Source organism: Acetitomaculum ruminis DSM 5522 (assembly GCF_900112085.1).
Classification (GTDB): domain Bacteria; phylum Bacillota; class Clostridia; order Lachnospirales; family Lachnospiraceae; genus Acetitomaculum; species Acetitomaculum ruminis.
Window position 1 is genome coordinate 147,159 of record NZ_FOJY01000005.1, and the last position, 13,393, is coordinate 160,551.

Annotated in this window: 12 protein-coding genes; all 12 read left to right on the plus strand. The window is 46.5% G+C overall.

Annotation, left to right across the window (positions count from 1 at the left end):
• The first annotated feature begins 95 nt into the window (after nt 1–95).
• The 12 genes from BM153_RS04690 to BM153_RS04740 are packed head-to-tail and all read left to right on the plus strand — an operon-like array spanning nt 96 to nt 13,350.
• Nucleotides 96–311: a Maff2 family mobile element protein gene (locus BM153_RS04690; protein ID WP_092871265.1), complete on the plus strand. Its 216-nt coding sequence runs from the start codon at nt 96–98 to the stop codon at nt 309–311.
• 17 nt (nt 312–328) lie between these two features.
• Nucleotides 329–1,201, plus strand: coding sequence for a VirB6/TrbL-like conjugal transfer protein, CD1112 family (locus tag BM153_RS04695; RefSeq protein ID WP_026667050.1), 873 nt, complete (start codon nt 329–331; stop codon nt 1,199–1,201).
• Between the two features lie 20 nt (nt 1,202–1,221).
• Nucleotides 1,222–1,650, plus strand: coding sequence for a PrgI family protein (locus tag BM153_RS04700; protein ID WP_092871267.1), 429 nt, complete (start codon nt 1,222–1,224; stop codon nt 1,648–1,650).
• Nucleotides 1,577–4,165, plus strand: coding sequence for a VirB4-like conjugal transfer ATPase, CD1110 family (locus tag BM153_RS04705; RefSeq protein ID WP_330392018.1), 2,589 nt, complete (start codon nt 1,577–1,579; stop codon nt 4,163–4,165). Before BM153_RS04700 ends, BM153_RS04705 begins: the two co-directional genes overlap by 74 nt.
• Nucleotides 4,146–6,623, plus strand: a complete 2,478-nt coding sequence (locus tag BM153_RS04710; RefSeq protein ID WP_092871269.1) for a CD1108 family mobile element protein — start codon at nt 4,146–4,148, stop codon at nt 6,621–6,623. Before BM153_RS04705 ends, BM153_RS04710 begins: the two co-directional genes overlap by 20 nt.
• 9 nt (nt 6,624–6,632) lie before the next feature.
• Nucleotides 6,633–6,944, plus strand: coding sequence for a hypothetical protein (locus BM153_RS04715; RefSeq protein ID WP_092871271.1), 312 nt, complete (start codon nt 6,633–6,635; stop codon nt 6,942–6,944).
• Complete coding sequence (locus BM153_RS04720; RefSeq protein WP_092871273.1) at nt 6,922–8,817, plus strand: CD1107 family mobile element protein; 1,896 nt, start codon at nt 6,922–6,924, stop codon at nt 8,815–8,817. The genes BM153_RS04715 and BM153_RS04720 overlap by 23 nt, the downstream gene beginning before the upstream one ends.
• 60 nt (nt 8,818–8,877) lie before the next feature.
• Nucleotides 8,878–9,366 (plus strand): hypothetical protein, encoded by a 489-nt coding sequence (locus tag BM153_RS04725; protein ID WP_092871275.1) that lies wholly within the window; start codon nt 8,878–8,880, stop codon nt 9,364–9,366.
• A 10-nt stretch (nt 9,367–9,376) separates the two neighbouring features.
• A complete protein-coding gene (locus tag BM153_RS04730; protein ID WP_092871277.1) occupies nt 9,377–11,482 on the plus strand; it encodes a DNA topoisomerase 3 in 2,106 nt (701 codons plus the stop codon).
• A gap of 5 nt (nt 11,483–11,487) precedes the next feature.
• Nucleotides 11,488–12,060: a hypothetical protein gene (locus tag BM153_RS04735; protein ID WP_092871279.1), complete on the plus strand. Its 573-nt coding sequence runs from the start codon at nt 11,488–11,490 to the stop codon at nt 12,058–12,060.
• Nucleotides 12,050–12,205 carry a hypothetical protein gene (locus tag BM153_RS13655; protein WP_177205574.1) on the plus strand — a complete coding sequence of 52 codons (156 nt, stop codon included), beginning with the start codon at nt 12,050–12,052 and terminating at the stop codon, nt 12,203–12,205. Before BM153_RS04735 ends, BM153_RS13655 begins: the two co-directional genes overlap by 11 nt.
• Nucleotides 12,202–13,350 carry a DUF5688 family protein gene (locus BM153_RS04740; protein WP_092871281.1) on the plus strand — a complete coding sequence of 383 codons (1,149 nt, stop codon included), beginning with the start codon at nt 12,202–12,204 and terminating at the stop codon, nt 13,348–13,350. The genes BM153_RS13655 and BM153_RS04740 overlap by 4 nt, the downstream gene beginning before the upstream one ends.
• Nucleotides 13,351–13,393 lie beyond the last annotated feature (43 nt).

Below are 13,393 nucleotides of genomic sequence, written 5' to 3' on the forward strand. Positions count from 1 at the left end.
TAATTGGAAGGAGGATGGACACCCAATTAGCATTTTGAAAAGTCAGTATTTAACGGCTTTCTGATTGCTGAATAGAACGGGTGTTCGATATTGAGATGAGCTTTTTTTCTAGCAGCGTAACAGCCCTTAAAACCGTCGTAACCGCCATCGGCGCAGGTGTAGCCGTATGGGGAATCATCAACTTGCTGGAGGGCTATGGTAACGATAACCCTGGTGCTAAATCACAGGGAATCAAGCAGCTGATGGCGGGCGGAGGTATCGTAATCATCGCCCAGACGGTGATCCCTCAGCTTACTTCTCTCTTTTCATAAGGAGAAGATCACGATAGATGAACACTATCGTTGAAAAGATTACCGAACTCATAAAGGAAATGCTGCAAGGTTGGGTAATGTCTAACCTCGAAGGAATGTTTACCGATGTGAATACAAAGGTAGGCACAATCGCCGGAGAGGTTAGCCAGACTCCCAGCGCATGGAACGCAGGTATTTTCAATATGATCAAAAACCTGTCAGATACAGTCATCATACCGATAGCCGGGATCATCATAACCTATGTGCTGTGTTATGAGCTGATAACGATGGTAATAGACAAGAACAACATGCATGAATTCGATACGAGCCTTTTCTTCAGATATCTTTTCAAGGCTTGCATAGCAGTAATGCTTCTTAGCAAGACCTCGGATATCGTTATGGCGATCTTCGATGTGGGCGGTCACATGGTAAGCGAGGCTGCCAGTGCCATCACGGGTTCCACTTCGCTTGATGTGGGAGCCACGATTCAGTCAATGTTTTCGTCACAGCTGTCAACCATGGAGATAGGCGAGCTGATAGGTCTTGGCATAGAAACGATGTTCTGCAGCTTTTGTATGAAGATCATGTCCGTTTTGATCACCGTCATATTATACGGGCGCATGATTGAAATCTATCTTTATGTTTCGGTAGCACCGATGCCTTTTGCAACCCTTGTGAACAGGGAGTGGGGAAGCATCGGATCCAACTATATCAAAGGATGCATAGCACTGGCTTTCCAGGGATTTTTCATTATGGTTTGCGTGGCAATATACGCAGTCCTTGTAAATGCTGTGGCAGTGGCTTCAAATCTGCACTCAGCTCTTTGGCAGGTAATGGCTTATACCGTTGTCCTGTGCTTCTCCCTGTTTAAGACCGGATCTCTCGCAAAGAGCATCCTTCATGCTTCATAAAAACGGAGGTGACTAAAAACATGGCAATCGCAGTTGATGTGGCAAAGGACCCGAAGGCGATCAAGTCGAAATTCATCGGGAATTTCACAAAGCGTCAGGTCATTTGCTTTGGAGCGGCTGCCGTGGTGGGAGTACCATTTTATCTTCTGACAAGAAAGGTAATCGGGACGGACGTGGCTGCCCTCATGATGGTGGCAGTCATGCTCCCGTTCTTCTTTATAGCAATGTATGAGAAGGACGGAGTGCCTGCGGAACAGTATTTGAAGCAGGTTATTGAGATGAAATTCATCCGGCCCGGGATAAGAAGGTACAAGGTGGAAAACCTCTACGAGCAGTTAAGAGAAAGAGAATCTATGGAAAAGGAGGTGGAAGCTCTTGAACGCAAGCAAAAAAAGTGGAAAGAAGAGCGTTACGGCAAAGCAGACGGCAAGTCAAAAGAAGACAACTAAGCCTGCAAAAGCCGTGCAGAGCAAGAAAGGCGGCAAGTCGCTGTTTGAGAGATTCACGGGACTTACGCTTGCGGAGTTCTTAAAGCTGAAAAAGCTTAAGAAAACGCTCTCCGGAGATAATGGTCAGTCCGGCAAGCAGATTTCCACACAGCAGACCATTACTTTTGACAAGATGTACCAGGATGGCATCTGCAAGGTTAGAAAGAATTATTATACGAAGATGATCGAGTTTTATGATCTGAACTATGTGCTTCTGGATGAGGAAGAAAGGGCGGATATACTGGGGCTGTATTCACAGCTCATAAACTATTTTGATCCGACCATCAGCTTTCAGATCTTCCTCTTTAACAGGCATGTGAATGAGGAGACACTGGCGGCACAGTTTGAGATCTCTCCCCAGGGAGATAAGTTCGACGATATCCGTGAAGAGTTTTCGGATATGTTAAAGAGCTTATCAGCAAAGGGGAATAACGGAGTCATCAAGAGCAAATATATCATTTTCGGCATCGAAGCAGAGAATATCAAGGAAGCAAGGCAGAGGTTCATAAGCCTTGAGGCAGATATCATAAAGAACCTCAAAAACCTTGGTACCAATGCGAAGTGTCTCGACGGAAAGGAACGCTTAAGAGTCCTGTATGAGTTTTTCAATCAGGATAAGATGGAGCCTTTCCGTTTTTCATTTAAGGAAATGGCGGAGTCCGGCAATACGGTTAAGGATTATATCGCACCGCAGGGCTTTGAGTTCCGTTTCCCCGGCAGATACAAGATGGGGCATATGTTTGGGGCTACAAAGTATCTTGACATCATATCCCCGAAACTGAATGACGAGCTGCTTAAGAGGCTCTTGGATATAGACAGCAATATCTCCATATCTATCCACATGAGAACCATTGAGCCTACAGAAGCGATCAAGCTCTTAAAAAGAGCACTGTCGGATGTTCAGAAAACAAAGATCGACGAGCAGAAAAAAGCAGTCAGAGCCGGGTATGACATGGACATTCTTCCTACAGACATTGTTCTGTATGAGAAAAACACCATGGAGCTTTTGGATGATCTGAATACCAGCAATCAGAAGCTCATCTGGACAACGATCCTGATATCGAGCTTTGGAAGAAACAAGAAGGAACTGGAGAGCGTATCACAGAGAGTATCGGGTATCATTCAGCAGGCAAACTGTAGGCTTATCGACCTTCAGTACAAGCAGGAAGTGGCTATGAATGCCGCAGCTCCCATAGGCATCAATGAAACGAAGGAAGGCAGGCATCTGATCACAAAGAACCTGGCAATCCTTGTGCCGTTCAATACGCAGGAGCTTTTCCAGTCGGGACAGTCTTTGTATTACGGACTGAATGCCCTAAGTAACAACATGATCATGGCAGACCGTAAGAAGCTTCGTACACCGAACGGCGTAATCTTAGGTACGCCCGGTTCCGGTAAATCATTTTCTGCAAAGCGTGAGATCCTTGGAAGTTTCCTTGTATCAAGGGACGATATTTTGATCTGTGATCCCGAGGGCGAGTATTACCCGCTTGTAAAGGCACTTGGCGGTGAGGTGGTTAAGCTGGCGACCAATTCAAAGGATTATCTGAATCCGATGGATATTCAGCTTTCCCATAAGAACGACAGGGAGGCACTTAAGCTTAAGTCAGACTTTTTAATCACGCTCTGTGATGCAATCGCAGGCGGGGAGACAGGTCTTGCCAATGATGAAAAGGGTATCATCGACCGTTGTATTGAGGGTATTTATGATGAGTATTTCAAAGACCCGAGACCGGAGAATATGCCGATATTGGAAGATCTTTATAACGCACTGGTCAAGTATGAGCCGGACAAGGCGGTATCAGAGGAGCTTGCCATTGATGCAAAGCAGAAGGCGGTTCGTATTGCCAACAGCCTTGTTTTATATGTGCATGGTTCTCAGAACTATTTCAACCACAGGACAAACGTGGATTCTCAGAACCGTATTGTCTGCTTTGATATCAGAGACCTTGGAAAGCAGTTGAAAGAGCTGGGAATGCTTATAGTGCAGGATGCAGTATGGAACAGGGTTTCACGTAACCGTGAGCGCAGGGTGGCTACCCGTTACTACTGTGACGAGTTCCACTTGCTTTTAAGAGATAAGCAGACAGCGCAGTATTCAGTGGAGATCTGGAAGCGTTTCAGAAAGTGGGGCGGTATTCCCACAGGGCTTACGCAGAACGTGGGAGACTTCCTTCGTTCGGAGGAGATCGAGGGTATCCTTGGTAACAGCGATTTTGTATATCTCCTTAACCAGAACGCAAAGGATCAGGTGATCCTGGCAGACAAGCTGGGACTTTCGGAGAAGCAGCTCCAGTATGTAACAAACTCTGAATCCGGGTGCGGACTCATTCTTTTTAATGATGTGGTCATTCCGTTTGCGGACAGATATCCGACAGATACCAAGACGTATGCGATCATGAACACTCGTCCACAGGAAGAAGAGGAACATACTGCTGACAAGGGAGATGATGCGGATGGCGAAGAAAAAGAATAATACGGCAAGGAAGGAAGTATCGGATATAACCGGAGCAAAACCCGAGGGATTTGATGCGAAAGCCGATGCCGGTGATTTTAAGAAAGCACGGGCGGGTCCTACGGGATCCGCTGATGGAAGAGGTAAGGGCAGTGCCGTAAAAAGTAAGGCTGTAAGCGAAGCACAGGAGATGTTTAATGCTGCGTCTGCAAATACGGTTTCTCAGGCAGAAGAAAAGAGCAGAAAGGTCAATCAGGAATTCTTTAAAAGACATGAGAACGAAGATGAAAAAAATACCGAGTATGCTTCTCAGCGTGAGGAAACAAGGGCACTTCGCAAGCACAGACAGCATGAGAGCCGTGCAAGGGTAAAGGACAGCTTTATACAGTCCGATGGAGATTTCCATGGAAAGACAGGATTTGTGGAAGAGGCAGGAGCCGAGACAGCAAAGAGCCATAAGCTTGAGATGCTTGAAAAGAAAGCTGAAAAAGCCGGAGTCAAAACCCAGAAGGCGAGAAAGAAGTTGCCGCAGCGTAAGGAGTACAGGCTGGTACGGCATTTCGATGAAAAGACCGGGAAAGTCACTTATGAGCTACAGACCAATAAGGTGCTGAAAAAGCCTAAGAATGATAATCCCATAACTGCTGCAAACCGCAGGGCAATGATGGAGGCACAGGGACTGGTGCATGACAAGATATCGGAGGATGAAAAGGATAACTCCGGTGTTGAAGCTGCCCACAGGACAGAAGAGGCTGGTGAAGCCGTTATCGTTCATGCAAGAAACATAAAGCAGGGCGTACAGGCAAAGCGAAGTAATAAAGTGGCAGCTCTTGAAAAGAAGCAGTTCAAGGCGGAAGTGAACTTCAGGTATCAAAAGTATTTGGAGGAAAACCCGGAGGTCAAAAAGAAAGCCATACAGAAGCGTCTTCAGAAGCAGCGTATCAAGCGTGAGTATGCCAAGGCACTTAAGAAAGGAACGACTGAGGCAAAGCAGGCTGCCGGATATGCAAAAAAAGCGGCAACAACAACCACAAACATGGCTAGAAAAGTAGCAGAGTTTGCAAGGAAGCATATCGGAGCGATAGCGACAATAGGCTTGTTCGGACTCTTTTTTATGCTTATAGCCGCAGGTATATCAAGTTGTTCTGCCGTACTTAACGGTGGCTTGTCAGCTACTATGGCAGGAAGCTATCAGAGTCAGCCAGCTCAGCTTGATGCATCGGATGAAGCCATGACTTCAAGGGAAATGGCATTGCAGAACACCATAGACAGCATCGAGGAAGATTATCCCGATTATGACGAGTACAACTATAACCTGGAAGAAATCGGACATAATCCTTTTACGCTGATCAATTACCTGTCAGCCATAAAGGTTGATGTGGTGGCTGCGGACTGTGATGCGGAGATCGAATCGCTTTTTGATGAGATGTATGAGCTGACCCTTACACCAAGGGAAGAGACACGAACCCGCACGGTAACTGTTACGAATGAGGAAACCGGTGAAGAGGAAGAAGTGGAAGAGGAATATACCGTAACGATCCTTGATGTGGAACTTACCCGTAAGCCTTTAGAGGATATCGTTGCGGAGCGTCTTACCGGGAATGACGATGCAAGTACGCTTTATGCGGCATATCAGCAGACCAATGGTGCGCTTCAGCAGTTTTATACGCCTCTCGATACGGACTGGTACAGCCTGATAAAGAGTTACTACGGTTATAGGAAGAATCCCATTACCGGAGAGAACCAGTTCCACAGAGGTATTGATATCGCAGTACCGGAAGGGACAGAGGTTTATGCCGGGCATGACGGAACAGTTACCACGGCAGCCTATGACGATGATTACGGGAATTATATCGTGATCACGGACTCAAAAGGCTTTACTACGAAGTATGCGCATCTTGAAAGTATGAATGTCAGCGCAGGGCAGACTGTAAGGCATGGAGAGATTATAGGCAAGACCGGAAGTACGGGAGCCGTAACGGGAAGCCACTTACATCTGGAGTGCTTATCAGATGGAGAGTATTATAATCCGCTTTTCTATTTTGAAAACGGTAACGGATCCATTTATGGCACGACAGATCCTATCGGTGGCAGTGGCGATGTAGCTGCACTTATAGCAGAAGCGGAGAACTATCTCGGATACCCTTATGTATGGGGCGGTAGTAGTCCTTCAACGAGCTTCGACTGTTCGGGCTTTGTGTGCTATGTGGTGACTCACAGCGGATATTACAATCTGCCACGTACCACAGCGCAGGGCATATATAACCAGTGCCAGCATATCAGCGCATCAGAAGCGAGAGCCGGGGATATTATCTTTTTCACAGGTACATATAATTCCGGTAATCCGGTAACCCATGTTGGTATCTATGCCGGCAATGGTCAGATGATCCATGCAGGCGATCCCATCAAATACTCTTCCATTAACACACCATACTGGCAGAGCCATTTCTACGCATTTGGCAGATTGCCGGGACATTAAGGAGGCAAGATGAAAAGAGAAACAATCAAGAAAAACCGTATTCATGCCGCCGAGAAGAAAGAGTATTACACCGAGCGTGAGAAATACTGGGCAAGACTCGAACAGGAAGCGGATGATGCGGAAGCAATGAAGATCATCAGAAAGAAACATATAACACCTGAGCAGTTGGCACTATTTAACAGCCTTTCTGAAAAAGAGGTTGCGGACATGATAGCTGCAAGGGATAAGGAATCAAAACAGACCCCGCCCGATGAAGGCGGGGCCTTTCATGCAGAAAATGAAAAGGAGACAAACGAAAATGCAAAGAAAGTTATCAATTAGGATTATTGCATCGCTGATCTTATCGGTGATGCTATTTGCACTGCCGGTCGGGGCATTCATTGCGAACAGCTCCACGGCGGTATCGGTATATGCCGAAGAGAGCGTGACAGGTAATGAAGCAGGAACTACAGATGATTCGTCATCAAGTGCTGATGCGTCAGACAGCGAATCAACGGATAATGGTTCATCTGAAGATGGAACAGATACATCAGTTGAGAATCCTACAGGCGGGGATAATTCCGATGCCGGGGATGGTTCCAACACAGGAGACAGCACATCTGAAAATGAATCCGGAGATGGTGAGACTGGAGAAGATGATCCCACACCGACTCCAGAACCCACACCTGAGCCGGAACCTGAGTGCATCTGCGAACATAAGTGCAGTCAGTATGATTACAACAAAGACTGCCCTGTATGTAGTCAGAACTTTAAGGACTGCGAATACAAGGAGCCGAGTGTAAAAATCACAATCAATACTCCTTCGGGATGGTATTCAAGCGGAACATCCGCAAAGGTCACTTTTAAGGTCGAGGATATTCTTGATACCGGGAATTTTGCCATAAAGTCCGTGAAAGCAAAGATCGGACAGAATGGCAGCTATAACGATGTAACAGAGGATATGTTCCTTGAAATTTCCGAGAACTGCACTGTGTATGTGCTTGTTACCGATGCCAATGATAAGAGTTATGAGAGAAGCCGTTCCATTAAGTGCTTTGATACAAGTAAGCCCACGCTGAATGCGGCAGTATCGGACGGACTTCTCACTATCCAGGCATCCGATAATGACTCCGGTGTAAAGGTTATCTATGTGAACGGATATGAGTTTACAGATGTTACAAACGGAACCGTGAATATCCGCCTTTCCCAATTCGATGCAGGCTATGAGTATTTCACGATCACTGCCATGGATAATGCCGGGAATGTATCGGAGGTTTATAAGACAAAGAATCCATACTATAAGGATCCCAACTCCGATGATGACAGTAATCCGGCAGAACAGCTTCCTGCAAGTGCGGAGGCAACCAAGCCTTCCAGTGCGACAGCAACGGTTACAGATCATACCACGACTGACAGTAACGGAAATACGACAAGTACAACCACCAGCACCAATTCATCTCCCGAAGCACAGAAGAAAGCTGAGTTTGCCAAGGCAGATGCAGAGGAAGCAGCTTTATCAGATGGAGAAAACGGAGAGGATATGAACCTTGGAAAAGAGTTCTATACCATTGAAGCTGCAAGCGGCAAGGTCTTTTATCTGATCATTGATCGTGACGGACAGGAGGAAATGGTTTACTTCCTGACAGAGATTACAGAAAATGACCTGCTTAATGTAACAACAGATAATTCGGAGACTCTGCCTAAGAACTCAGCGGCTCTTGAATCGCAGATCCCTGTGACGGAGAGCGCATTGCCTAATAACAATACGGATATCGACGATACCCACGAAGTTGAGACTCCTACTGAGACACCGGAGGAACCACAGGAGACTGAACCGGAGGAGCCTGCCGAAGAGGAGCCGGAAGAGCCTGTTAAGAGCAATCCGCTTTTGGGATACATTATCATGGCAATCTTTGGCGGTGGCGTGATCGGAGCTGCATATTATTTCAAGGTAATTAAGAAAAAGCAGGACGGCGATTTTGTCGAGGATGAGGATGAAGAAGCCGAAGAGGAAGTATATGCAGACGATGCAGATGAGCAGGAAAAGGATCCTAATGACGCCTGGTTTGATAATGCCGATGATGCGGCAGATTATCCTGAACCTACAGAAGAACAGAAAGACAGACCTGCTCCTACGGCGGAGGATATGGAAGATGCAACAATATCTGATACGGAAGAGGAGAGCGCAGCAGATGTATCAGAAAAAGATGAATAAACACATTTACGGCGGAGAGGATAACCTCTCCGTCATCTTTTGAAAGGAGAAATGAGTTTTATGGAACAGACAGCAGAAAAAAAGAAGATGGATGAGATCACCATCAAATTTGGCAAGGGATGTGTCGGAGAGCCTTTTACGGGAAAGGATGGCAAGGAGTATAAGCAGATCCTTATTCCTAACAAGGATGAAAATGATCACAGTCCCTGGGCAACATTTGTTGCAAGGTCAAATGCAGTGCATGAGGATCAGTATGGTAAGGGTATGTGGATGAAGCTACCTGCCGACGGTCATACCACAGTACGCAAGGATCACTGCGTCGGAGAAGGTGCTGATGGCAAGAAGATCTGGGAGACTGAAAAGACCAAGGTATCCAACAGAGAGCTGAAGGGCATGGTGGAGTTTTATAAGTCCAGAGGCAAGGAGCAGGAGGAAAAGCCGAGGGAATCCCTTAAGAACAGACTTTCCGAAAAGAAAGCCGAGGTTTCTCAGCAGAAACATGATGCACCTCAGAAGACTGCTACGAAGTCGAAGGAAGCTTCTTTATAAGGAGGCTGCCATGGGATACAAGTTAGTGGTTACCGAGAAGCCCAGTGTGGCCAGAGCTTATGCGGATGCACTGGGTGTAAAGAATGCACAGGATGGCTATATCGAAGGAAACGGTTATATCATTTCGTGGTGCGTAGGACACCTTATTGAGCTGGCACAGCCGGATGCATATGATCCCGCTTTAAAGAAGTGGTCATATAATTCGCTCCCGATCATGCCGGGAAACTGGCAGTATGAGATTAAAAAGGATACGAAAGCCCAGTTTAAGGTACTTAAGAAGCTCATGCACGATAAAGACGTAGACGAGACTATCTGTGCTACCGATGCCGGACGAGAGGGGGAGCTGATTTTCCGTCTTGTATATGAGCAGGCAGGCTGTGATAAACCTATTAAGCGTTTATGGCTTTCATCTATGGAAGAGAGTGCCATAAGGGAAGGTTTTGCCAATCTGAAACCCGGATATATGTACAACGACCTGTATCAGAGTGCTTTATGCAGACAACAGGCTGACTGGCTTGTGGGTATCAATGGTACAAGGCTTTTCACTGTGCTTTATAACAGACTTTTGAAAGTCGGAAGGGTGCAGACTCCTACACTTGCAATGCTTGTGGACAGAGACGAAGCAATCCGAACCTTTAAGAAAGAGCCGTTTTATACCTGCCATATAGATGTAAATGGCATGGAAGCGGTATCCGATAAGTTCAAGACCGAAGATGAGGCAATGTCCGTAGAGGGATGTGCCGTATTTAACCCGGTGCGTATTACGAAGGTGGAGGAAGAGGAAAAGAGTATCGCACAGCCGAGACTTTATGACCTTACCACCCTGCAGAGGGATGCCAATCGTATCTTTGGATTTACGGCAAAACAGACCTTAGATTATACCCAGAGCCTTTATGAAAAGCGTCTTTGTACTTATCCGAGGACGGACAGCCAGTTTTTATCCGATGATATGGGGCAGACTGCGGAGGATGTGATCGGAGCGGTGTTTAAGAGCGTATTAAAGATGCCGCAGGATTATTCACCGGACATCGGCAGAGTCTTAAACAGCAAAAAAGTCACAGACCACCACGCCATCATTCCCACGATGGAAATAGCAAAACAGGATATGGATGCACTTGCAGAGGGAGAGAAGAAGATTCTTTCCCTCATTTCATATCGTGTTCTGTGTGCTACATCCGGGAGGCATATTTATAAGAGTGTAAAGGTGGAACTTGACTGTGATGGGTTTAAGTTTCATGCAAGCGGAAAGACGGTCATATCCGAAGGCTTTAAGAAGTATGAAAAAATGCTCAGGAACCGCTTTAAGGTAAAAGCCGATGCGGAGGATGAGGAAAAGTCTTTGCCTGTGGTACATGAAGGACAGTCATTTCGTGAAGTAAATCCGAGAGTGGTAGAGGGCTTCACGCAGCCACCTAAGTCATTCACGGAAGATACGCTCCTTAAGTATATGGAAACTGCCGGAGCTTCGGAAATGGACGATGATGTAGAACGTAAGGGGCTTGGTACACCTGCCACCAGAGCGGATATCATCGAGAAGCTGGTAAAAGATGGTTTTGTCAAAAGAGATAAGAAAAAGCTGGTTCCCACGGATGATGGGATCAAGCTCATAACCATCCTGCCTGATGCGGTGAAATCTCCGCAGATGACGGCGGACTGGGAAAACGCACTTGTCCTTGTCTCCAAGGGTGAGATGAGTGCGGATGCTTTTATGAAGGGCATTAAGGACATGGTAACAGAGTTGATAAAAACATACAGTAGCGTAAGCGAGGAGGAAAAGAAGATGTTTGGATCTGAAGAAGCAATTGGAAAATGCCCGAAGTGTGGCGGTGATGTCGTTGTCGGCAAGTACGGGGCATACTGCACCGAGAAGTGCGGCATGAGCATTGGCTATGCCATGGGAAGAAAGCTTGACGAGGAGCAGATCAAGAAGCTTCTTGCAGGAGAAAAGATCTTTATGAAAGGTCTTAAGAGCAAGAAGGGCAAGAGCTATGATGCTTTTCTTAAGCCTGAAGGTGTGGAGGCGTATGACTACACCAACAAGGATGGTGAGGAAAAGAGCGGCTTTCAGTTCAAGTTCGCCTTTGAGTTTCCGGAGCGTAAGAAGAAGGGAGAGTGAGCAACATGAAGAAAGCAGTAAAAATATTACTGGGCATTGCGGCGGCAGGGGCTTCGGTCTCTGCTGCGGCTTTAGCCGTAAAGAAGTACAGGGACAGTAAAAGGAAGTATGTCTGTGATGAATGTGATGATGACTACTTTGATGAAGAGCCGGATGATTTCGATGAAGAATATCATCTTACACCCGAAGAGGAAGAGGAGCTTATCAGCACGGATGATCATGATTTTGGAGCATCTGATGATGATTACTATCCCGGTAAATATGCTGATATCAGCATTCTGGAAAAAGAAGAGGTCGCTTTTATCAAGTATATCCTCGAAGGAATCAGGAACGTCGGATACCTTATGAATGTGAAATTTGAGGATATTGAAAGACTTTGCCGCAGAAGAAATATCTCCAATGCAGAAAAGCTGGAGCAGATCAGAGCTATTTGCACGGCAGGAAAGGATAACAATGATCTTTTGAACGGATGCGTTGAAGATATTTCAGATATGGTAAGCGAGAACACCCCGGAGGATTTCTGGGATTTTCTTGAAGATTATACAAAGAAGAAGGAGGATGAAAACGATGCAGAATAACAACGTGATCGCAACAGAGGTTGCAGAAAAGCCAAAGACAAGCGGGAAGGCACGCTTCACAGCCTATATGCAGGGCATGAAGAAGTTGGAGCGTAAGGCACAGATGCAGAAGGAAGCAACTATGAAGGGAGGAGCAAAAGCATGAATTACGAAGAGTTTAAGCAGGAAGTGGCAGACCGTATCAAGGAGTTTCTGCCTGAGAAGTACGCAGATGCGGATGTATCTATCCAGACAGTTGTGAAGAACAATGATCAGAAGCTTGATGGTCTTATGGTTAAGCTTGAGGACAGCAATATCGCTCCCAATATTTACCTCAATCAGTTTTATGAACAGCATGAGGACGGCAGACCTATGGATGATATCCTGGCTGCAATCGCAGATGTCCGCACACAGCATGAGATGTCACAGGATTTTGATGTGAGCAAGCTTACCGATTTTGACAGCGTGAAGGATCGTATCACCTGCCGCCTTATCAATGCAGAGCAGAATGCGGAGTATCTTGCAGATAAGCCTCATACCATGGTGGATGACCTGGCTGTTACATACCATATCGCAATCGGCAAAGAAGAGAGCGGCACAATGAGCGCACCTATCACCAACAGGCTCATGGAGGGATACGGTGTGGATGTAGAACAGCTTCATCAGATTGCCCTTGATAACATGGACACCCTTACTCCGGCAACATTCAAGAGCATGACGGAGACCATGGTGGATATGATGCTTCCTGATATGATGCGAAGCGGAATGTCCGAGGAAGAGGCAAGGGAGGCCATCGCCGGTATGATCCCGCCTACACCTGATGAGATGATGTATGTACTTTCCAATGAGGATAAGCTTAACGGTGCGGCAGTTCTCCTTAACGATAAGGTCATGGATGATATCACCGAGAAGCTGGGTCAGGACTACTTCATTTTACCTTCGAGTGTGCATGAGGTGCTGATCGTACCTAAGAATGACCAGATGGATCTTAAGACCTTAGAGAGTATGGTGCAGGATGTGAATGCCACACAGGTAGCACCGGAGGAAAGACTCTCCGATCACGTATATGCCTATGACGCAAAGGAACATGAGCTTTTCCGTGCTGACAAGGCAGAGGAGAGGGCTGCAGCAAAAGAAGCAGAGGCTTCAAAGGAAACTGCTGTAGAAAAGACCTCTGCAAAAGAAGAAAAGAAGCAGGAGCGTCCTTCCCTTAAGGAGAGACTTGCCCAGAAGAAAGACATTGTTGCCAAGAATGAGGCAACCAGGGAGCCTCGTCAGATGAATAAGGACAGAGGACAGGCTTTGGCATAAGGATTTTTGTTTTGGAACGGGAGAGGGGCAGCGATGTCCTTCT